The organism is Nocardia sp. NPDC052566, from assembly GCF_044547285.1.
In the GTDB taxonomy this organism is placed as follows: Bacteria; Actinomycetota; Actinomycetes; order Mycobacteriales; family Mycobacteriaceae; genus Nocardia.
Map to the genome: position 1 here is coordinate 220992 of NZ_JBIUAF010000007.1, position 20332 is coordinate 241323.

Genomic DNA, 20332 nt, shown 5'->3' on the forward strand with positions numbered 1-20332 from the left:
ACGACCGTGCGAGTTCGCGCGGCGACAGTGGCGGTATGACTACTCGTCCCTTGGCCCGCTTCATGTGCGGGATGGTGCTCTTGCTGCTTGCCGTCGCGACCTACCACGCTGGTGTGTCCACCTATCGAGGCCAGTTGATCGACGACGGCTCGATGCGGCTGGTGTCGTCCTGGTTCGGCAACGATGTGCCGAACCGGGGAATCCTCGCGGAGATTCAAACTCCCGTGCTCGCGGTGGCCAGTGCGATGCTGGTGCTCGTGCTCTGGTGGCGTCGTTCGCTTCGCCACGCCGGGTACGCCGGGCTCGTGGTGATCGGCACGATCGCCTCCGCCGTGCTGCTGAAGAGCGCACTTGTTCGGCCCTCGCTGGGGGTCGGCGCCGGGATCAACTCGTTTCCGTCGAACACTGCCGCCGCGTTCGCTGCGATAGGCTGCGCATTCGTGGTGGCCGTGCCGCGGGCGGCACGCTGGTGGACCGGTGTCGCGGCGATGTTCGGCGTCGGTTGCGTATCCGTCGCGGTGGTCGCCCTGCAGTGGCATCGGCCGAGCGATGTGCTCGGTGCGCTGCTGCTCGCGGGGGCGATATCGATGATCGGCGCGGCGCTGGTTTTCGGCGATGTTCGAGCCCGATCGCTGTCCGCGGCGACGGAATATCGCCGCCGCGACGCGCGGAAGACACGGGAGATGATGCTGACGTGAACCTGCTGCTGGTGGAGGACGATCCGCAGATCGTCGAGGCGCTGAGTATGTCGCTGGCGCGTCTCGGGTACCGCGTCGACCACATGCCGCAGGCCTCGGCCGATCTGCCGGAACGGGTGGCGGACGCGGATGCCGTCATCCTGGACGTCGGCCTCCCCGGCGATGATGGATTCGCCGTGTGCCGCACCATTCGCAGGCACAGCTCGATACCGATCATCATGCTCACCGCCCGATCCGACGATATCGATACCGTTGCCGGACTCGAAGCCGGAGCCGACGACTATGTGGTCAAACCGGTCAGCCCGCGGGTGCTCGATGCCAGGATCAAGGCGGTGCTGCGCAGGCAAGCGCCAGCTCCGGTCGTCGTGCCCGATCCACTCGCGACAATCGGCAGCGGACTCCGGGTCGACCGCCGCGCCGCGGAGGTGACGCGCGACGGCGTCGCGCTGAACCTGAGCCCGACGGAGAAGCGCCTGCTTTTCGCGCTGTCCGACCATTCCGGCCAGGTGCTGAGCCGCGAGCAGCTACTCGAATTAGCCTGGAACCAGGACTTTCTGGGCGATTCCCGGCTCGTCGACAATGCCGTTCAGCGGCTGCGCGGCAAGATCGACGGCGACGGCGCCGACAGTCATATCGAGACGGTGCGCGGCTTCGGTTACCGCTTCCGGGCGATTCCGTGACCTGGTCGCCCCGAATCCTGCTGGCCAGCCTGCGCGGCCGGATTCTCGCCGCGACGATCTCGGTCGCCTGCGTGACGGCCATCGCGACCGGCGGTGCGCTCGCCGTGAAGGCGCGCAGCTGGGCGTACGAAAGCGCGCAGGAGGCGGTATTCGCCGAATTCCATCGCAACATTCGGGACCTGTTCGAGAGCGGGCATGCCACCGATCTCGCCGAGCTGCCCGCGGAGTACACCGTCACGGTGGACGGCCTCGTCGTCCGGCAGGGTGATGCGCGCATCGATGACATCTCGCCCGGACTGCGCGGCAAGCTCGATCACTCGTCCGGGCTCTACCTTTTCGAACGCCTGCCGGGGCAGCGAGTGGCCGTCGGCTACGCCGCGCCCGGCCGCCAGGCAGCGCCCGGCGGCCACATCACGGTCTATGCCGTGCGAAATCTGGCCGGGGTACCGGAGAAGCAGCGGCAACTCGCCTGGATCATCGCGCTGTCGGTTCTCGGTTCGGCCGCGCTCGGCGGGGTGCTCGGCTTCGCGCTGACCGCATCGCTCGTTCGGCCGATCCGCCGCATCGCCGCCGCCGCCCGCCGCGTCCCGGACGGCGACGTCCTGCTGCCGAGCACCGATATCGCCGAACTTCGCGATGTCACAACGACATTCAACGATATGGTGCGGCGCCAGCGGGAAACCATCCGCGGCCTGGTCGAACAGGACGAACGCGCCAGACGCTTCGTCAGCGATGTCGCGCACGAGCTGCGCAGTCCGCTGGCGGCCCTGGTACCCGCCGCCGAGGTACTCGCCGAGGAGCTCGCGGACCGCGACGGTGATGCCGGGACGGCGGCGCGCCTCATCGGCGCCGGGATCGATGATCTGGCCCGGTTGGTGGAGGACCTGCTGGAGATGTCGCAGCGCGACAGCGGCCGTGCGGTGCTGTTGTCCGAGACCGTCGACCTGGTCGAGCTGATCGACCGCACGCTGCGGCTGCGCGGCTGGTCCGATCAGGTGACCGTCGTCGTCGAGCCGGGCGCGCGGCGATTCGTCGGCAGCGATCCGCGCCGCATCGAGGCCATCGTGTCGAACCTGGTCGGCAACGCGCTGCGCCATGGCAGGCCGCCCGTCTCCGTCGCGGTCCGGCGTGCCGATGCCGCGGCGCGGATCGAGGTCGGCGATGCCGGCGACGGCATCCCGGCCGAACATGTCGACCGGGTCTTCGAGCGGATGTACAAGGTCTCCGAATCACGAACGCGCACCGGGGGAGCCGGGCTCGGCCTGGCCATCGCCAAGGAGAACGCTCAGCTGCTCGGCGGTGATCTGACCTATCGGCGCGACGCAGGACGCACGGTGTTCTCCGTCGACCTGCCGATGCGCTGAACCGGCCGAATCACGGCGGCGCTGCGACAGAACCGGGACATTTCCACGAAACAGACTGCGCGGCCTGGGAATATGACCAACGGCAGGATTTCAGCTGGCCGGAGCCGAGGAACGCGACAGCGGTTCCGGCGATGGCTCGATGCGGTAGCTGTCGGGGATCGAGGCAGGGCTCGGCTGGATCGTCGGCGGCTTCGGAGCGGTCCTCGGGATCGCGCCTCGGGGTGCGGGAATATCGGAAGGGGGTCGGCGGGTTGGGAGTCGTAAGCAGAATCGTGGAAACCAGGGGGGAGACCCCAAAGATGCGCAGGTCAGCGGTGGGATAGGCTTTGGCGGTCATGAAGTCGGCTTTTTCGGGTGCGGTCAGCGGTGCGGTGCCCCAGACGGTCTACCTCGATCATGCGGCGACCACACCGATGTTGCCCGCTGCCATCGAGGCGATGACGGCTGCCCTGTGGCAGGCGGGGAACGCGTCCTCGCTGCACGGATCGGGGCGGGTCGCGCGCAGGACGCTGGAGGAGGCGCGCGAATCGATCGCCGCCGATCTGGGCGCGAGGCCATCGGAGGTCATCTTCACCTCCGGCGGGACCGAGAGCGACAATCTGGCGGTCAAGGGGATCTACTGGGCGCGCCGCGACGCCGAGCCGCGCCGGACCAGGATCATCGCCAGTTCGATCGAACATCACGCGGTCATCGACGCGGTGGAGTGGCTGGAGCAGCACGAGGGCGCACAGGTGACCTGGCTGCCGGTCGACGCCGAGGGCGTCGTCTCGCCGCGGGTGCTGCGTGCCGCGCTGGCCGACCATGTCGACGAGGTCGCGCTTGTCACCATCATGTGGGCCAACAACGAGGTCGGCACCATCCAGCCGATCAACGAACTTGCCGCCGTGGCAAGGGAATTCGATGTGCCGATGCACAGCGACGCGATCCAGGCCGCCGCGCAGCTGCCGATCGATTTCGCCGCCAGCGGGCTGTCCGCCGCGAGTTTCGCCGGGCACAAGGTCGGCGGGCCGCACGGCATCGGCGTGTTGCTGCTCGGCAGGCAGGTGCCGTGCGTACCGCTGCTGCACGGCGGCGGGCACGAGCGCGATCTGCGTTCCGGCACCTCCGATACCGCGGCCGCGCTCGGGCTGGCCACCGCGCTGCATCAGACTGCGGTCGAAATGTCCACGCGCACCGTGGAATTGGCCCGGCTGCGGGATGAACTGATCGACGGTGTACGCGATTCGGTGCCGGATGCGGTGCTCAACGGCCCGGCCGGCGACCGGCGGCTGGCCGGCAACGTCCACTTCACTTTCCCTGGCTGCGAAGGCGATTCGCTGTTGATGCTGCTCGACGCGGCCGGGATCGAATGCTCGACCGGGTCGGCCTGCAATGCCGGGGTGGCCTCGCCGAGCCATGTGCTGATCGCCATGGGCGTCGAGCCGTGGCAGGCGCGCGGATCACTGCGATTCTCATTGGGGCACACGTCGACCCGCGCCGACGTCGCCGCGCTGCTCGGTGTGCTGCCCCAGGTGGTGGAGCGGGCCAGGGCCGCGGGTATGGCCGGTGCTAAGGGAGGTGTCTGATGCGAGTTCTCGCCGCGATGAGCGGTGGTGTCGATTCGGCGGTGGCGGCGGCGCGTGCCGTCGACGCGGGGCATGAGGTGGTCGGCGTGCATCTGGCACTGTCGGCGTCGCCCGGCACCCTGCGGACCGGATCGCGCGGCTGCTGCTCCAAGGAGGACGCGGGCGATGCCAGGCGCGCCGCGGATGTGCTCGGCATCCCGTTCTACGTCTGGGACTTCGCCGACCGCTTCAAGGAAGACGTGATCGACGACTTCGTCGCGGCCTACGCGGCGGGCGAGACGCCCAATCCGTGTCTGCGCTGCAACGAGAAGATCAAGTTCTCGGCGCTGGCCGATCGCGCGGTGGCGCTCGGCTTCGACGCCGTGGTCACCGGGCATTACGCGCGACTGGCGGACGGCGTGCTGCGCCGCGCGGTCGACGCGGACAAGGATCAGTCCTACGTGCTCGCGGTGCTCACCGCGGACCAGTTGTCGCGGGCCATGTTCCCGGTCGGTGACACCCCGAAGCCGCGGATCCGCGAGGAGGCCGCCGAGCGCGGGCTCGCCGTGGCGAACAAGCCGGACAGCCACGACATCTGCTTCATCCCGTCCGGCGACACCAGGGCATTCCTCGGCGCCAAGATCGGTATCCGGCCGGGCGCCGTCGTCGATGCCGACGGCCAGGAACTGGCGAAGCACGACGGTGTGCACGGGTTCACCATCGGTCAGCGCAAGGGTCTCGGCCTGCCGGGTCCGGCCGCCGACGGCAAGCCGCGCTACGTCACCGATATCGATCCCGATTCCGGGACCGTGCGGGTCGGCTCGGCCGAGGATCTGCATGTGTGGATGGTCGAGGCCGAGCGCGCCGTCTGGACCTCGGGCAGCGCGCCGGAGGGACCGGTCGAATGCGTGGCGCAGGTGCGTGCGCACGGCGGCACCGCGCCCGCGATCGCCGAGGCGGTCGACGGCGGGCTCGTCGTCCGGCTGCGCGAACCGCTCACCGGTGTCGCGCGCGGGCAGGCCGTGGTGGTCTACCGGCCCGACGCCACGGGCGACGAGGTCATCGGCAGTGGCACCATCACCGGTACCGGGCGCGAGAACAGCGCGCTCGGCAGCGAGACCGACGCGAGCGCGGTGCGGTAGTTCGCACTGCCGAACCGGGCAGCGCTTGTCGGCGGCTACGGATCGCCGACGCCCGTCGCGTACGGTGCGAACCCGGCGCGCGCATGAACCGTCCGCGATCAGCGGTACGGCGGACGACATCGGCATGAGTAGGACGTGGTGAGCGAAACCGGAACCGGCGCAGGAGATGCCGTCGAGGAACGCCGTCCGGCGGGGCTGCGCGGTGGCATCGCGACGGGGGTCGGCTCGTGGCCCGGTGCCGACCCGCGGGAGTCGGCGGCGACCATCGTCGGTGAACTCGGTGACCTGCCGCACCTGGTGGAGCTACCGGGTCGCGGAGCAGGGGCCGATATGGTCGGTCGTGTGTCGGCGTTGCTGGTCGACATGCGTTTCGACACCACCACTCGCGGATACCGGCTCGCCCCTCGGCCGGGCGCGGTGTCGCGGCGGGCTCGTGATCTGCTGCGCACCGATCTCGACGCGCTCGAAGAGGCATGGGAGACAGCCGGTTACGCGGAATCGGGCCGCACGGTCAAGGTGCAGGCAGCGGGCCCGCTGACACTGGCCGCCCAGGTGGAGCTGCCCGGCGGGCACCGCGTCCTCACCGATCCCGGTGCGGTACGCGATCTTTCGGAGTCGCTGGCCGAGGGTCTCGCCCAGCACGTGGCCGAGGTGCGCAAGCGCCTCGGCGCGGAAGTCGTTCTGCAACTGGACGAGCCGTCGCTCACCGCGGTACTCGACGGCTCGCTGCGCGGCGTCAGCGTCCTGAACACCGTGCGCGCCATGCCCGAACCCGAGGCGCTTGCCGTCCTGGACGCCGTGATCACCGCCCAATCCGTTCCGGTCCTGGTCCACAGCTGCGCCGAACCCCCCGCACTGCGCTTTCTGCGCACCAGCGCCGCCGCCGCACTCGGCTTCGACGTGGCGACCATCGGCACCCGCGACCTCGACGCCATCGGCGAATCCCTGGACGCCGGAAAACACCTGGCACTCGGCCTGATTCCCACGACAGCCCCATCCACCCCCACGACCTGGCGCGACATCGCCGAACCCGGCGTCCGCCTCATCGATCGCCTCGGTTTCCCCCGAAAGACCTTGCGCTCCCACATCATCGTGACCCCTGCCTGCGGCCTCGCCACCGCCTCGGCGAAATGGTCCCGCCGCGCCTTGGAACTCGCCGTGGAAACCGCACGAGCCTTCGCCGAAGAACCCGAATCCCTCACCTTCGACTGACCGGCTTCGAGCTGGCTACCCCAACGGGGCATGCCATCCGACGGTGACGCCGGATGCGAGTTCGCGACGTGCGCGAACGTGCCGTCGGGATGTCGGTGGGCTGGGCTAATGTGCGTTTTGTGAGTGACAGCGTGGAAGACCGATCGGCTCCCTCCGAAGCGACGGCGGAGCAGCGGGTGCAGTGGCAGCAGTTGGCGGACGAGGTGCGCGAGCATCAGTTCCGCTACTACGTGCGCGACGCGCCGATCGTGTCCGATGGTGAGTTCGACGCGCTGCTGCGCCGGTTGCAGGCGATGGAGGAGGCGCATCCGGATCTGCGGACGCCGGATTCGCCGACCCAGCTGGTCGGCGGCGGGTTCGCGACCGACTTCACCGCGGTCGACCATCTCGAGCGGATGCTGTCGCTGGACAATGTCTTCGACTACGACGAGCTGCGCACCTGGGCGAGCCGGGTGGAGGCCGAGGCCGGGTCGAACCTGCACTACCTGTGCGAGGTGAAGATCGACGGCGTCGCGCTGAACCTCGTCTACGAGAAGGGCAAGCTGGTGCGCGGCGCCACCCGCGGCGACGGGCGCACCGGTGAGGACGTCACGCTCAACGCGCGCACCATTGATGACATCCCCGGCGAACTCACCCCGAGCGCCGAATTTCCCATTCCGGATGTGCTGGAAGTGCGCGGCGAGGTGTACTTCCGGCTCGAGGATTTCGAGACGCTCAACGCCGCCATCGTCGCGGAAGGTAAACCGCCGTACGCGAATCCGCGCAATACCGCGGCCGGATCGCTGCGGCAGAAGGATCCCTCGGTCACCGCGCGGCGCAGGCTGCGGATGATCTGTCACGGCTTCGGCCGCATCGAGGGCTACACGTCGGCGTCGATGCACGAGGCCTACCGCGCGCTCGCGGCGTGGGGACTGCCGGTGTCCGAGCACACCAGGCGGGTACACGGCATCGACGCGGTGATCGAGCGCGTCGCCTACTGGGGCGAGCACCGCCACGACATTGAGCACGAGATCGACGGCCAGGTGATCAAGGTCGACGAGATGTCGCTGCAGCGCAGGCTCGGATCCACCTCGCGCGCGCCGCGCTGGGCGATCGCCTACAAGTACCCGCCGGAGGAGGCGACGACCAAGCTGCTCGGCATCGAGGTGAACGTCGGGCGCACCGGCCGCGTCACGCCGTTCGCGGTGATGGAGCCGGTCTCCATCGCGGGGTCGACGGTCGCGCGGGCCACCCTGCACAATGCCTCCGAGGTGCAGCGCAAGGGCGTGCTGATCGGCGACACCGTCACCATCCGCAAGGCGGGTGACGTGATTCCCGAGGTACTCGGTCCCGTGGTGGACGCGCGCACCGGCGCCGAACGCGAATTCGTGATGCCGACCGAATGCCCCGAGTGCGGCACCACGCTCGCGCCGCAGAAGGAGGACGACGCCGACATCCGCTGCCCGAATCAGCGGTTCTGCCCGGCGCAGCTGCGCGAGCGGGTCTTCCACATCGCGGGGCGCGGCGCCTTCGATATCGAGGCGCTCGGCTACGAGGGCGCGATGGATCTGTTCAAATCGGGCGCGATCACCGATGAGGGCGATCTGTTCGACCTGGACGAGGCGCGGCTGCTCACCACCTCGCTGTACGCCAACATGGACGGCAGCCTGTCCGCGAACGGCGAACGGCTGCTGAAGAATCTGCAGACCGCCAAGGATCGGCCGCTGTGGCGGGTGCTGGTCGGCCTGTCCATCCGGCACGTCGGGCCCACCGCGGCCAGGGCGGTCGCCGCCGAATTCGGCAGTATGGACCGGATCGAGGCCGCGTCGGCCGAGGAGCTCGGCGCGGCGGACGGTGTCGGGCCGACCATCGCGGCCGCGCTCGCGGAATGGTTCACCGTCGACTGGCATCGGGCGATCGTCGACAAGTGGCGCGCGGCGGGCGTGCGGATGGAGGACGAGCGCGACGAATCCATCGAGCGCAATCTCCAGGGCCTGTCGATCGTGGTGACCGGCTCGCTGCAGACCTTCACCCGCGACGGCGCCAAGGAGGCGATCCTGGTGCGCGGCGGTAAGGCGGCGAGCTCGGTCTCGAAGAAGACGGCGTTCGTGGTGATCGGCGAGGCGCCTGGATCCAAGGCGGCGAAGGCGGAGGAGCTCGGCGTGCCGATCCTCGACGAGGACGGCTTCCGGTTGCTGCTCGAGGGTGGACCGGAGGCGGTCACCCCCGAGGCGGCCGCCGGGGACGCCGCGGCCGAGGAGTAGCGGAACGGTTGTGCGGCACGGAGTGTCCGCCGACGGCGAACGGTCCTTGACCCGAACAGCGCTTCAGGTATGACGATCGACTGGTAGCGATTACCAGGAGGTTTGTCATGACTGACCGTTCGACGGCCCTGATCACCGGTGCTTCCGCAGGGCTCGGCCTCGCGCTCACCCGCACCCTGATCGGTCGTGGCTGGCGGGTGATCGGCACCGCCCGCCGTGCCGACCGACTCGACCTGGTGCACGAGGAGCTCGGCGAGCGATTCCGCGCGCTGCCCGGCGACATCACCGATCCGGGGCATCGCGAGGAACTGGCCGAGATCGTCTCCGGTGCAACGGGACTCGGCTTGGTGGTGAACAACGCGAGCAGGCTCGGACCGAGTCCGCTACCCAAGCTCGCCGACTATCCGCTCGGTGAGCTCGAGCAGGTCTACCGGACGAATGTGGTCGCCCCGCTCGCGGTGCTGCAGTTCACGCTGCCGCTGCTGCGGGCCGGTCACGGAGTGGCGGTGAACGTCAGCTCCGACGCCGCGGTCGAGCCGTATCCCGAATGGGGCGGCTACGGTTCGTCCAAGGCGGCACTCGATCAGCTCACCGCGATACTGGCCGCCGAGCATCCTGATGTGCCGATCTACGCGTTCGATCCGGGCGATATGCGCACCGAAATGCATCAGGCGGCCTTCCCCGGCGACGACATCTCCGATCGTCCCGAGCCGGAAACCGTTGTGCCCGCGCTGCTTCGGCTGGTCGAGTCGCGACCGAAGCCGGGCCGCTACACCGCGGCCGACTTCGCGACGGGGGCGGTGCGCCGGTGACGATGCTGATTCCGCGGCGCGCCTTCGAGCTGCCCGCGCGACTGAACGCCACCGCACCGCCCGAGGCGCGTGGGCTGGCCCGTGACGGGGTGCGCCTGCTCGTCGCGGGAGATCGCCTGACACACGCGGTATTCCGGGAACTGCCCGACCAGCTGCGCGCCGGTGATCTCGTGGTGGTGAACAATTCGGCGACCTTACCCGCGGCCGTCGATGCGCTACTCGACGATCGCGCGGTGGGTCTGCACTTCTCGACCTGGCTCGACGGCGGCCGCTGGATCGTCGAGGTCCGCTCCGTCGATCGCGTGCCGTTCGCCGATCGGGAACTGTTGGGAGGCACCACGATCCAGCTTCCTGACGGTGGGACGGCGACACTGCGCGAGCCCTGGCTGCCACCCGCTCGCCGGCTCTGGATCGCGGACATCGCCACCGATCCGCGCGCGCTGCTCGCCGTGCACGGTCGTCCGATCACCTATTCCTATGTGCCGCAACGCTGGTCGGCGGACTACTACACGACTGTCTTCGGCCGCATCCCCGGCAGTGCGGAAATGCCTAGCGCGGCAAGGCCGTTCACCCAGCGGCTGGTGCTGGACCTGGTGACCTCGGGCGTGACGATCGCACCGATCACCCTGCATACGGGCGTTTCCTCACCGGAGACGGGTGAGCCACCGAGCCCGGAGCGCTACGCCGTCCCCGCGTCGACCGCGCGACTGGTGAACGACACCAGGGCCGCGGGCGGCCGGGTGATCGCGGTGGGCACCACGGTGACCAGGGCGCTCGAATCCGCCGCCGACCCGACCGGCCGAGTGCACTCGGCCGTGGGCTGGACCGAACTCGTGCTCGGCGCGGACCGTCCGGCCCGCGTGGCCGACGGCCTGATCACCGGCTGGCACGCACCGGGCGCCTCACACCTCGACCTGCTCGTCGCGGTGGCGGGTGCGGAAACCGTCGATGCCGCGTACCGCGCGGCGCTGGACACCGGCTACCTGTGGCACGAATTCGGTGACAGCGCCCTGTTACTCAGGCCACGGTGATTCAGGCCGGTTTGACGGTGACCGTGCTCGACTTCTGGTCGAACCGATCGAACCGCGCGCAGTGACCGGTGGAGAGCTCGGTGACGACAGGTTCGCGTTCTCGCGTCCCCAGCGGCGCCAACTGCACGGTGACGGTGACATCGACGTCGCCGACCGAGCACACCTTCGAGATGAAGTTGCTGTGGCTCGTGGTGCCGGTGACGCAGCTGTTGGTGCTGTTACCGAAGAAGATCCGCGCGGTCCCATCGGGGCAAGCGCCGCCGCTTTCGCCGTCGGCCATCGCCTGGGGGCTGACACAGACCACCGCCCCCACGGCGAGAGCGGCGACGACGGAGCTTCGGACCACGAGACGACGAACCGGCAGTTCCATCGTTTTCACCCAATCGTTCTAGAGATTTCGGACAACAGCGGCTCAACACAAGCCGCAGCGCCAGCATGGTAGCGCGCCACGCGAACACTTGTCCGGTTGTTGTGGAACGCCTCTGGCTCATGCGAAACGGCTATCACTGAACCGCTCGGGCGCCTCGGTGTCGCGTAATGGCCGGTGACCCGACAGGATGGCGGGATGTTGCGGAGTTTTCAGGTGACCAACCACAGATCGCTCGCGGAGCGACAGGAATTGCGGTCGAGCAAGGGAAACGGGCCGGTGGCGGTGCCGGTGACCGCGATTCACGGTGCGACGGCGGCGGGCAAGACGAACCTGATCGATGCGCTCGGGCAGATGCGGGACGCGGTACTGCATTCGGTCACCGGGTGGGATCCGTATGCCGGGCCGGTGCGCGCCCCGCACCTCGGATTCCCGGACCGCCCTTCGGAATTCGTCGCGGAGTTCGTCGCCGAGGGCTGCCCGTTCACCTATGGTTTCCGCCTGGGCAACGCCGATGTGGCGGCCGAATGGCTCTACACCCATCCGCATTCGCGCAAGCGAATCATCTTCGAGCGCACCGGGGACCAGCTCAAGGTCGGGCCGATGTTCGAACCCGCCAGGTACGGGATCACCGCGCTGATCCCGCTGGTGCGCCCGAATGCGTTGCTGCTCAGCCTCGCCGGGCAGATGTACGCCGAGGCACTGGTGCCCGCCTACCGCTGGTTCGAGTCGATGCTCGAGGTGCAGCACGGCCCGACGGGCGCGGACGCGGTCGCGCGGCGCGTCGGCGGTCATATCTCCCGCTCACCGGAGAACGCCGTACGGCTGTTGACGCTGCTGCGCACCGCCGAACTCGGGATCACGGATCTGCTGATCCCGGAACACGATCCGCTCTACGCCGACTATCTGCGCGAACTGGACGGCGATATCGCCGAGACCGCGAAACAGGCCGAGCTGTGCACGTCCTCGCCGAGCCATGCGGACAAGCTGTTGCGCGAGAACGGGATCACCGAGGTGATGCTCGTGCGCGATCTGACCAACCTGCGGGCCGCGCGCGACGCGCTCTACACGAGGATGGTCGCGCGGCGCGGTGTCGGCCTCGGCCTGGTGCACGACGGCATCGATGCCGCCTTCGATATCGCCGACGAATCCACCGCGACGCTGTCGGTGCTGCGTCTGCTGCCCACCATGCTGGACGCGCTCGACGGGGGCCGGGTGCTCGCCGTCGACGATATCGGCGCGCACCTGCCCGCCGAGGCGACCGACCGGCTGATCCAGCTGTTCCAGAACCCGGAAACCAATTCCCGTGGCGCGCAGCTGATCTTCACCACCGGCAATCGGGGGCTCATCGATCGGGGCAACGGCCGCTCGCAGCGGACCCGCACCGCGGTATGGCAGATCCGGCGCACCGAGCACGGCGCGAGCGAGCTGGCCTCGCTCTGAGCAATACCATGGGCGGCATGCTGGAATTCGGAATGCTCGTGATCATGGTTACCGCGCTGGTCGCGATGATCGTGCTCTATCGCCGCGGCCGCGGTGGCGGCGCGCCGCCGCGGCAGCCGGAGACCGGCTCGCTGTACCTCACCGGGGTCAGCCCGCGCCCGGACGCGCTCGGCGAGCAGTACGTCACCATCACCGGGAATCTGACCGGCCCCGGTGTGCCCGGTCAGATCGTGTACGGCCGGTTCGTCTGGGATGTGAACGCGTGGCCGTCCATCGGCGACTACCTCACGGTGGTGTACCCGGCGGGCAATCCGGATCGCTGGCAGATCGCCGCGCCGGGCGCGCGTCCCGGCCTAGGGTCCTGACCTGCGCACTCGGCCAAGGATGGCAGGATGCCCGGTATGGGTGTCCAGGATGCTGAGCTGATCATCCGCGTCGCGCGGCCGGACGAGTACGACGCGGTCGGTGAGCTGACGGTCGAGGTGTACGTCGGTGAGGGCTACGTCCAGCGCGACAGTATGTACGTCGCTGAACTCGCCGATACCGTTCATCGCGGGGCGGCGGCGGAGGTCCTGGTCGCGGTGCACGGTGACCGCATCGTCGGCTCGCTGACGGTCGCCGCGGCGGGCAATCCCTACGCGGAGATCGCACGGCCCGGCGAATTGGAGTTCCGTATGCTCGCGGTGTCGAAGGAGGCCAGGGGCCTCGGTGCGGGAACGGCGTTGGTGCGCACCGTGATCGATCAGGCGATCGCCGAATCCTGTGCCGCGGTGGTGCTTACCACCATGCCCGCCATGGCCGATGCCAGGCGCATCTACGACCGCTTCGGTTTCGCCCCTGTGCCGGAGCGGGATTGGCAGACCGGCGCCGGTGAATGGCTGACGGTGCTGCGCTTGGCGCTTTCCTAGCCCAGATCTCCGTCAGCACAGATTCTTCGTCAGCCCAGCACCGTGGCGACGATCCCGGCCAGATAGCCGAGGCGCGCGACCTCCGACGGACGGAAATCGGGGCCGCCCGGCCGCCCGAGCAGCAGCACCTTGCCGGTGTTGCCGAGCGGGGCCGCGGCCAGCTTGGTGTCCATATCGCGCCAGATCTGCGGGACCCACTCGGCCTCGGGATCGAGCACGGTCGGCTTCTCCAGCGGCATCCACGGCGCCGAACCCGCTTGTGTCTCAGGCGCGCTCGGGCTCCCGACGACGCGGTAGGCGCCCTGCGGACCCATATCGATGATGGTGCTCCAGCCCACCCGCAGCACCCGGGGCGCGCCGTCGACCAGCACTTGCAGCCGGTCGTCGCGTGCGGTCGCGACCTGGTCGATGAGTTCGAGTTCCCGATGGGTGTCGAGCACGCCCGAGTAGGGGCGGATCGAGTCGACGTGCACGTCACCGAGCGATTCGGCAGCGGTGATCAGCGTGTCCGGCAGTGCGTTCGGCGGTACCTCGACAACAAGGTCGTCGACGGCGAAACCGGCGCCGCGTTCGACGACATCCAGCGAGAGGATGTCGGCGCCGACCGAGCCGAGCGCCAGCGCGAGTGCGCCGAGGCTTCCCGGTCGATCCGGAAGTTGCACGCGGAGCAGGAATGACACGTGCGTTCCTTTCCTTGACGTCCGAGCCTGGCGAACGAATACCCGGGTCTGGCAATACTTACACCCCGCGACGCCGGTTATCGACTCGAAGGTCGGCCAGTGATCTACGCCACTCGGCACTTTCGTGCCAACGTGGCGTGTCGCGCTGGTGACGAAACAGTGTCGCGGAGTTGGCCACTGAGTATCGTACTGCTGTCCCGACAGCGGTGACAGGGGCTCGGTGGCCAGTCGGTAGGGTGTTCACTGGCCGATTCACCATGCTCAACCACGCCGAAAGGGGTTCCGCGGTGCCCGCCATCTCCCGCGACGAGGTTGCACACCTCGCCCGGCTGTCCAGGCTCGACCTGTCCGAGTCCGAACTCGATCAGTTCGCCGGTCAGCTGGATTCGATCCTGAGCCACGTGCGGACCATCTCCGAGGTCGCCGCCGCGGACGTCCCGCCGACCTCCTCGCCCAATCCGGCGACCAATGTGACCAGGCCCGATGTGGTCGTGCCGTGCCTGACTCCCGACGAGGCGCTTTCCGGCGCACCGGCGGTCGAGGAGCAGCGGTTCATGGTTCCGCAGATCCTGGGAGAAGCCGAATGAATGAGCTGACTCAGCTTTCGGCCGCCGAACTGGCGGGCAAGATCCACGGGCGTGAGGTGTCCGCTGTCGAGGTGACGCGGGCGCACCTGGATCGGATCGCCGCCGTCGATGGTGACTACCACGCGTTCCTGCACGTCGCGGGCGATCAGGCGCTGTCGGCGGCCGCCGCCGTCGACGCGGAGCTGACCGCGGGCGCCGCACCGGCCTCGCCGCTTGCGGGAGTTCCGCTGGCGCTCAAGGACGTCTTCACCACCACGGATATGCCGACCACCTGCGCGTCGAAGATCCTCGAGGGCTGGATGTCGCCCTACGACGCGACGCTGACCACGCGGCTGCGCGCGGCGGGCATCCCGATCCTCGGCAAGACCAATATGGACGAGTTCGCCATGGGCTCGTCCACCGAGAACTCCGCCTACGGTCCGACCCGTAATCCGTGGGATACCACCAGGATTCCGGGTGGTTCGGGCGGCGGTTCGGCCGCCGCGCTCGCCTCTCACCAGGCGCCGCTGGCCATCGGCACCGATACCGGCGGCTCCATCCGCCAGCCCGCCGCGGTGACCGCGACGGTCGGCACCAAGCCGACCTACGGCACGGTGTCGCGGTACGGCCTGATCGCGTGCGCGTCCTCGCTGGACCAGGGCGGCCCGTGCGGGCGCACGGTGCTCGACACCGCGCTGCTGCACGAGGTGATCGCCGGCTACGACCCGCGCGATTCCACTTCGCGCAACGTGCCGGTGCCGCCGGTGGTCGCCGCGGCCATCGAGGGCGCCAAGGGTGATCTGCGCGGCGTGAAAGTCGGTGTGGTGAAGGAACTTCACTCCGACAGCTACCAGCCGGGCGTCATCTCCTCGTTCGACGACGCGGTCGAGGTGCTGACCAAGCTCGGCGCCGAGGTGGTCGAAGTGTCCTGTCCGAACTTCGAATACGCGCTCGCCTCGTACTACCTGGTGATGCCCAGTGAGGTGTCGTCGAACCTGGCGCGCTTCGACGCGATGCGCTACGGCCTTCGGGTCGGCGACGACGGTCGGCACAGCGCCGAACAGGTGATGGCGGCCACCCGCGCGGCCGGATTCGGTCCCGAGGTCAAGCGCCGCATCATGATCGGCACCTACGCGCTGTCGGCGGGTTACTACGACGCCTACTACGGTCAGGCGCTGAAGGTGCGCACGCTCATCGCGCGCGACTTCGACAAGGCCTACGAGCAGGTCGACGTGCTCGTCTCGCCGACGAGCCCGTTCACCCCGTGGAAGCTCGGCGAGAAGGTCGACGACCCGCTGGCCATGTACCTGTCCGATCTGTGCACCCTGCCGAGCAACCTGGCGGGTCACCCCGGCATGTCGGTGCCGTCGGGGCTGAGCAAGGACGACGGTATGCCCGTCGGCTTCCAGATCATGGCGCCCGCGCTGGCCGACGATCGCCTGTACCGCGTCGCCGCCGCCTACGAAACCGCGCGCGGCCCGATCGCCTGATACACCGAATGGCCGCACTGCCGTCGGGCGGTGCGGCCATTCGCGTTCCCGCGTTTACGCGGGCCAGGCGAACCCGGGGTCCGTCAGGTAGTCCTGGCGGCGCTGATCCAGTGCCATCGCGACCATCTGGTGTGCACCGGGTCCGATCACCTTGCGCAGCGGGGGATTCGGCATGTTCACCAGCTCGATCAGTGCCGCCGCGCCGACCTCGGGAGCGGCCTCACGCCATTCCGGCTCCGCCGCATCGGTTTCGGCCCCTGCTGCGTTGGCTTCGGTCCCTGCCGTGTCTGATTCGGCCGTGTCGGCATCGGGTCCGGACTGTTCGGCCGCCGCGGCGAGCATGGCGGCGTCCGGGTAGTCCGGCATGCCGAGGATGCCCGTGCGCACCTCCGAGTAGGCGGGATCGGCGGTCGCGAACTTCATGCTCGACTTCGCCCAGTCGGTGTCGAAGCCACCCATCTGTGCCAGGGTGACCGCGATGCCGAAGGGGCGCAGCTCATCCGCGAGCGAGGCGCTGAATCCCTCCAGTGCCCACTTGCTCGCGTTGTACATGCTGAACAGCGGCAGGCTGCCGACCGCGCCGACGGTCGAGATCTGCACGATGTGCCCGGAGCCCTGCTTGCGCAGATGCGGCACGGCGGCCTGCGATACCCACAGTGCGCCATAGAAGTTCGTGTCCATCTGGTCGCGGATCTGTGCCTCGGTCAGCTCTTCGAGCGCCCCGACCAGACCGTACCCGGCATTGTTGACGATCACGTCGATCGAGCCGGCCACCTCGAATGCCTGGTTCACGGTGGCGATCACGCGATCGCGGTCGCGAACATCCAAGGGCAGCACGGTGAGTCGATCGCCGTCGAGATCGGCCATGGACCGGGGGTTGCGAGCGGTCGCGACGACGCGGTCGCCCTGGGCGAGCGCGGCCTCCGTGAAGGCCCGGCCGAGTCCGCGGTTGGCGCCGGTGATGAACCATGTTCTGGTCATTGCTTGCTCCTCTCGTCGCGAGACGATCCGTCTCGTTGAGGGAAACTATGCCCAAGCGCGCATCGTGAGTCAAGACGAGACGGTCCGTCTCGTAGGTGTCGCTGCTCACACCGCTTCCACCTGCGCCGCGCGGCGGGGGTGGTGCTCGGTCAGGGGGTGTGGAGGCGGGTGGCTTGCTGTTCGATGCCCGTGGTCATGGCGGCGAAGCCGCGGCGCAGGGTGGTGCCGAGCAGGCCGGTGACCACCGGCTGGAGCCAGCCCGCGATTTCGAAGTGGGATTCGTAGCGGGTGCGGTTCGGGCCGAGCGGGGTGACTCGGTGCCGGCGCAGGCTGCGCAGGGCGCCGAGTGGCACCGGCTTCATCGCGTAGCTGAACTCCTGGCCCGGGGTATGCGTGCGGATCCACTCGCGCTGGCGGCGCGGTGACGACCCGAGATGTACCAGCATGTCGATCGGCTCACCCGGCACCAGCGTGCTGCGGCATTCGCTGCAAAAGGTGTTCCACTCGCCGTATCGGGGGAGGTCGGTGATCACCTGCCACACCACCTCGGCGGGCACGTCGATCTCGAAACTGGCGTCGATGACAAAGGTCATGGCGGCAAAGTTAGAACAAGTTCTAAGGCGGGGCAACATGCCGCGACGATATCGGCGGAGGCCCATAGCGCTCATCCGAGCTATGCCGCTCACCTGTCAGCAGGTGCCGAGGGCGGTGCCCTGGTCCGTGCCGTAGCGGTGACCGTGGCCGGGCGGGGCGTCGAGGGCGGCGAGGAGATCGGCGGTGGCTTGGACGAAGCTGACGACCGGGAGCCAGCGGGGGATCGGCGCGTCGGTGCGGGTGTGGCTGAGATCCGGTGCGCGCCAGAGTAAAGCGGGGGACCAGTGGACGACCGGGTCGGAGCTGTTGGACAGCACGGTCGCGCCCGCGCGGTGGACGTCGCCCGCGGGCGGTCCGGCCCAGAGGACGGCGCAGGTGCGGCGGGCCTGGTCGGCGTCGTCGGCGAAGATGGCGCTGCCGCCGAGCGCGCCGAGGCTCTGGCCGTAGACATAGAGCTTCGGTTTGCGCTCCATCGTGCGAATCCGGTTCTCCAGCGCGGTGAACAGCGCGCGCGCCGAGGCGACGGCATCGTCGCGGCCGAACAGGAAGGTTGCCCAGCTGGGTGCGTAGGAGTATTGCAACCCGACCAGTGCCGCGTCGCCACCGAAACGTTCGGAGAACCCGGCCACCGCATTGGCATCGATCCAGCCCGACCCGGTGGGCACCGCGACAACGATATTCGACCGGTCGAACCCACCGGAGCGTTCCAGCTCCCGAAGCGCAAGGGCGACACGGGAATCCAGATCCGGTGCGGACTCCAGCCCGACGTAGACCCGGATCGGTCCGGCGGGCGATCCGGTGACGAATCGCCGCCCCTCGGACCCCAGCGACACCCAGCTGACCGCCGATTCGCTACTGCCCGAGCGGGTGTACGAAACGGGTTGCACCAGAGCGGGATCCATCGTGGCGTTGGCCGCCGCATACGCTTCGCGCCGCCAGTCCACGACCGTCGGCACGCCGACGAGATACACAACGGCGGCCGCGACAAGCCCGACCGCCGCACCGCGCATCCACCCCAACTTGCGCAGCCCCCACCGGATTCCGCGCACCGCCCCGGTGAGCACCCCGAGGATCACCACGGCACCGAACCCGCATCGCAGCCAATAGTCGGCCCCGATCGGCGCCGTCCCCATCGCCGCCCGCAGCCCGTTCTGCCAGTAACTCGCCCGCACCGCAGCCCCGGCAATCAGCACCGCCATCACCACGAGCACCGGCACCCGCCACCGAGCCGTCACCCGATCCACATCAATCCCGAACCGCCGCACCAGATACCGCACGACCCCCGCGACACCCAACGTGATCGCCGCAAGCAACCCGGTAACCACCGCCTGCGCTCCGGGCGTCCGAGGCAACAGCCCGGGCGCCAACGACATCAACACCCCGACCCCGATTCCCGCGGATGTCCCGACCCGCGGCCGCACCACCGCTGACAACATACGCGCCACTTTCTCGGTCGACGTCGCTGTCTTGGCGCCACCCATCGACATGCGCGCCGATTGGCCCGCCGGGATCCTGGGTTGCGAGCCGTCCGCCGTCGAATCAATAGTTGTGCCTTGCGCGGCTGCGCGAGTCTCGACCAATTGTGGTGTCGCGCCGACCGCCGCCGATGGCTCTGCTCTCGGGCCCGTTGGGTCACCGACGGGTGCGTGGCTGCGGCGATCGGAGTTGGCGCCTGCTGCCGTTCGATGGTTTTCCCGATGGCGGCCGGTGGCTGTCGGGCGCTGTAGCTCGTGGTCGCCGGTGATCGGCCTGGTCGGGCGAGCGGTGTGTGTCGGCCGGGTCACGGCTGAACCTCCAGTGCTGCTGCGGAATTCGTCGAGGTGCGGGGGCGGGCTCGGCGGAGGGTGGCGATGATCATCGCGAAGCCGAGGAGGCCGGTGGCCAGGATGGCGAGTAGGGGACCGTTCGGGGTGGAGCCGGAAACCTTCGCTCCGAAAAGGGTTTCGACCACCGGGGCGCCGTAGTGCTGGCGGCGGGAGTTCAGGTCGACGGCGGTGTTGGCGATGGTGGCCATGGCGTCGCAGCCCGCGCGGGCGAACGGTTCGTCATAGGCGCCGCAGGCCTCGTGCATGCGGGTGGCCAGGGTGGTGTCCAGTGCCTGGCGGGCCCACGGGCCGAGTGGCTCGCCGCGCTGGTCGGCATAGCGGAGCAGGTCGTAGCCGAGATCGTGGGCCTTGCACGCGGTATTGAAGACGGCGGGCAGCGGCACCGGCGAGGAGCAGTCGCCCTGCGGGTTGGCCAGCAGACCGTCGACGAGGGTCGGCCGGTAGCCGAACGTGCTGGTGAAGTCGTCGGGGATATCGGTGGCGAGGCCGGGACCGCCCGCGGTGAGCTCGGTGACCGCGGCGCTGGCCCGCAGGTTCTGCATCGGTGCGGTCACCGCCGCGGCCGAGGACTGCGGTGCGAGCACGACGGTCGCCGCCATGGTCGTCAGCGCCACCGCGGTCGCCGCCGCGCAGCGGCGCAGCGCGGTGGACGCGGACCGGGGGCTGACGGCGGTTTCTGTGCGCGGCGCGGTCGGTGTGCTCATGGTTAGTGACGCTATGAATCAGCAGCACCGGCCGACCTCACGCCGGA

At 69.0% G+C, this 20332-nt stretch carries 20 protein-coding genes; 14 read left to right on the forward strand and 6 right to left on the reverse strand.

Features of this window, described 5'->3' with window-relative positions; translation table 11 throughout:
* Positions 1–35: 35 nt before the first annotated feature.
* From ACIG5A_RS35665 to ACIG5A_RS35705, 9 genes are all read left to right on the forward strand, one after another.
* Positions 36–698, forward strand: coding sequence for a hypothetical protein (locus tag ACIG5A_RS35665; RefSeq protein ID WP_397248411.1), 663 nt, complete (start codon positions 36–38; stop codon positions 696–698).
* Positions 695–1378 (forward strand): response regulator, encoded by a 684-nt coding sequence (locus ACIG5A_RS35670; protein WP_397248413.1) that lies wholly within the window; start codon positions 695–697, stop codon positions 1376–1378. The genes ACIG5A_RS35665 and ACIG5A_RS35670 overlap by 4 nt, the downstream gene beginning before the upstream one ends.
* Positions 1375–2742 (forward strand): sensor histidine kinase, encoded by a 1368-nt coding sequence (locus ACIG5A_RS35675; RefSeq protein WP_397248415.1) that lies wholly within the window; start codon positions 1375–1377, stop codon positions 2740–2742. The genes ACIG5A_RS35670 and ACIG5A_RS35675 overlap by 4 nt, the downstream gene beginning before the upstream one ends.
* Before the next feature lie 335 nt (positions 2743–3077).
* Positions 3078–4307, forward strand: coding sequence for a cysteine desulfurase family protein (locus tag ACIG5A_RS35680; RefSeq protein ID WP_397248417.1), 1230 nt, complete (start codon positions 3078–3080; stop codon positions 4305–4307).
* On the forward strand, positions 4307–5428 hold the full coding sequence (gene mnmA / locus ACIG5A_RS35685; RefSeq protein WP_397248419.1) for a tRNA 2-thiouridine(34) synthase MnmA: 1122 nt from the start codon (positions 4307–4309) through the stop codon (positions 5426–5428). The genes ACIG5A_RS35680 and mnmA overlap by 1 nt, the downstream gene beginning before the upstream one ends.
* Before the next feature lie 195 nt (positions 5429–5623).
* Positions 5624–6640 (forward strand): methionine synthase, encoded by a 1017-nt coding sequence (locus tag ACIG5A_RS35690; protein WP_397249421.1) that lies wholly within the window; start codon positions 5624–5626, stop codon positions 6638–6640.
* An 89-nt stretch (positions 6641–6729) separates the two neighbouring features.
* The gene (gene ligA / locus ACIG5A_RS35695) at positions 6730–8883 is read left to right on the forward strand and encodes an NAD-dependent DNA ligase LigA (protein WP_397249423.1); all 2154 of its coding nucleotides are present in this window, start codon (positions 6730–6732) and stop codon (positions 8881–8883) included.
* Between the two features lie 107 nt (positions 8884–8990).
* Positions 8991–9695 (forward strand): SDR family NAD(P)-dependent oxidoreductase, encoded by a 705-nt coding sequence (locus ACIG5A_RS35700; protein WP_397248421.1) that lies wholly within the window; start codon positions 8991–8993, stop codon positions 9693–9695.
* A gap of 2 nt (positions 9696–9697) precedes the next feature.
* Positions 9698–10726, forward strand: a complete 1029-nt coding sequence (locus tag ACIG5A_RS35705) for an S-adenosylmethionine:tRNA ribosyltransferase-isomerase (protein ID WP_397249425.1) — start codon at positions 9698–9700, stop codon at positions 10724–10726.
* 1 nt (position 10727) lies between these two features.
* On the opposite strand, the gene ACIG5A_RS35710 is transcribed toward ACIG5A_RS35705, so the two are convergent.
* Positions 10728–11096 carry a hypothetical protein gene (locus ACIG5A_RS35710; protein ID WP_397248423.1) on the reverse strand — a complete coding sequence of 123 codons (369 nt, stop codon included), beginning with the start codon at positions 11094–11096 and terminating at the stop codon, positions 10728–10730.
* Positions 11097–11291: 195 nt separating this feature from the next.
* On the opposite strand from ACIG5A_RS35710, the gene ACIG5A_RS35715 reads away from it, so the two are divergent.
* Genes ACIG5A_RS35715 through ACIG5A_RS35725 form a run of 3 tightly spaced genes read left to right on the forward strand, consistent with a single transcriptional unit; the run spans position 11292 to position 13444 of the window.
* Entirely contained in the window at positions 11292–12536 is a 1245-nt protein-coding gene (locus ACIG5A_RS35715; protein ID WP_397248425.1) for an ATP/GTP-binding protein, read from the forward strand.
* A 17-nt stretch (positions 12537–12553) separates the two neighbouring features.
* Positions 12554–12901 (forward strand): hypothetical protein, encoded by a 348-nt coding sequence (locus tag ACIG5A_RS35720; protein ID WP_397248427.1) that lies wholly within the window; start codon positions 12554–12556, stop codon positions 12899–12901.
* A gap of 36 nt (positions 12902–12937) precedes the next feature.
* Positions 12938–13444: a GNAT family N-acetyltransferase gene (locus ACIG5A_RS35725; protein ID WP_397248429.1), complete on the forward strand. Its 507-nt coding sequence runs from the start codon at positions 12938–12940 to the stop codon at positions 13442–13444.
* A gap of 29 nt (positions 13445–13473) precedes the next feature.
* Here the strand turns inward: ACIG5A_RS35725 and ACIG5A_RS35730 are convergent, their stop codons facing one another.
* Positions 13474–14124 carry an amino acid-binding protein gene (locus ACIG5A_RS35730; RefSeq protein WP_397248431.1) on the reverse strand — a complete coding sequence of 217 codons (651 nt, stop codon included), beginning with the start codon at positions 14122–14124 and terminating at the stop codon, positions 13474–13476.
* A 287-nt stretch (positions 14125–14411) separates the two neighbouring features.
* On the opposite strand from ACIG5A_RS35730, the gene gatC reads away from it, so the two are divergent.
* Together gatC and gatA are read left to right on the forward strand one after the other, a co-directional pair.
* Positions 14412–14711, forward strand: a complete 300-nt coding sequence (gene gatC, locus ACIG5A_RS35735) for an Asp-tRNA(Asn)/Glu-tRNA(Gln) amidotransferase subunit GatC (protein WP_397249427.1) — start codon at positions 14412–14414, stop codon at positions 14709–14711.
* Entirely contained in the window at positions 14708–16180 is a 1473-nt protein-coding gene (gatA, locus tag ACIG5A_RS35740) for an Asp-tRNA(Asn)/Glu-tRNA(Gln) amidotransferase subunit GatA (RefSeq protein WP_397248433.1), read from the forward strand. The genes gatC and gatA overlap by 4 nt, the downstream gene beginning before the upstream one ends.
* A 54-nt stretch (positions 16181–16234) precedes the next feature.
* Here the strand turns inward: gatA and ACIG5A_RS35745 are convergent, their stop codons facing one another.
* The 4 genes from ACIG5A_RS35745 to ACIG5A_RS35760 form a co-directional block, all read right to left on the reverse strand.
* On the reverse strand, positions 16235–17161 hold the full coding sequence (locus tag ACIG5A_RS35745; RefSeq protein ID WP_397248436.1) for an SDR family NAD(P)-dependent oxidoreductase: 927 nt from the start codon (positions 17159–17161) through the stop codon (positions 16235–16237).
* A 149-nt stretch (positions 17162–17310) separates the two neighbouring features.
* Complete coding sequence (locus ACIG5A_RS35750; protein ID WP_397248438.1) at positions 17311–17754, reverse strand: SRPBCC family protein; 444 nt, start codon at positions 17752–17754, stop codon at positions 17311–17313.
* 96 nt (positions 17755–17850) lie between these two features.
* Positions 17851–19191 (reverse strand): alpha/beta-hydrolase family protein, encoded by a 1341-nt coding sequence (locus ACIG5A_RS35755; protein WP_397248440.1) that lies wholly within the window; start codon positions 19189–19191, stop codon positions 17851–17853.
* A 344-nt stretch (positions 19192–19535) separates the two neighbouring features.
* A complete protein-coding gene (locus ACIG5A_RS35760) occupies positions 19536–20285 on the reverse strand; it encodes a hypothetical protein (RefSeq protein ID WP_397248442.1) in 750 nt (249 codons plus the stop codon).
* Positions 20286–20332 lie beyond the last annotated feature (47 nt).

What these genes read in the sequence shown, in the direction of transcription:
- ACIG5A_RS35665 (WP_397248411.1), top strand. Translation starts at nt 36, where the DNA reads ATGACTACTCGTCCCTTGGCCCGCTTCATGTGCGGGATGGTGCTCTTG.
- ACIG5A_RS35680 (WP_397248417.1), top strand. Translation starts at nt 3,078, where the DNA reads ATGAAGTCGGCTTTTTCGGGTGCGGTCAGCGGTGCGGTGCCCCAGACG.
- mnmA (WP_397248419.1), top strand. Translation starts at nt 4,307, where the DNA reads ATGCGAGTTCTCGCCGCGATGAGCGGTGGTGTCGATTCGGCGGTGGCG.
- ligA (WP_397249423.1), top strand. Translation starts at nt 6,730, where the DNA reads ATGTCGGTGGGCTGGGCTAATGTGCGTTTTGTGAGTGACAGCGTGGAA.
- ACIG5A_RS35700 (WP_397248421.1), top strand. Translation starts at nt 8,991, where the DNA reads ATGACTGACCGTTCGACGGCCCTGATCACCGGTGCTTCCGCAGGGCTC.
- ACIG5A_RS35705 (WP_397249425.1), top strand. Translation starts at nt 9,698, where the DNA reads ATGCTGATTCCGCGGCGCGCCTTCGAGCTGCCCGCGCGACTGAACGCC.
- ACIG5A_RS35710 (WP_397248423.1), bottom strand. Translation starts at nt 11,096, where the DNA reads ATGGAACTGCCGGTTCGTCGTCTCGTGGTCCGAAGCTCCGTCGTCGCC.
- ACIG5A_RS35715 (WP_397248425.1), top strand. Translation starts at nt 11,292, where the DNA reads ATGTTGCGGAGTTTTCAGGTGACCAACCACAGATCGCTCGCGGAGCGA.
- ACIG5A_RS35720 (WP_397248427.1), top strand. Translation starts at nt 12,554, where the DNA reads ATGCTGGAATTCGGAATGCTCGTGATCATGGTTACCGCGCTGGTCGCG.
- ACIG5A_RS35725 (WP_397248429.1), top strand. Translation starts at nt 12,938, where the DNA reads ATGGGTGTCCAGGATGCTGAGCTGATCATCCGCGTCGCGCGGCCGGAC.
- gatA (WP_397248433.1), top strand. Translation starts at nt 14,708, where the DNA reads ATGAATGAGCTGACTCAGCTTTCGGCCGCCGAACTGGCGGGCAAGATC.
- ACIG5A_RS35745 (WP_397248436.1), bottom strand. Translation starts at nt 17,161, where the DNA reads ATGACCAGAACATGGTTCATCACCGGCGCCAACCGCGGACTCGGCCGG.
- ACIG5A_RS35750 (WP_397248438.1), bottom strand. Translation starts at nt 17,754, where the DNA reads ATGACCTTTGTCATCGACGCCAGTTTCGAGATCGACGTGCCCGCCGAG.
- ACIG5A_RS35755 (WP_397248440.1), bottom strand. Translation starts at nt 19,191, where the DNA reads ATGTTGTCAGCGGTGGTGCGGCCGCGGGTCGGGACATCCGCGGGAATC.
- ACIG5A_RS35760 (WP_397248442.1), bottom strand. Translation starts at nt 20,285, where the DNA reads ATGAGCACACCGACCGCGCCGCGCACAGAAACCGCCGTCAGCCCCCGG.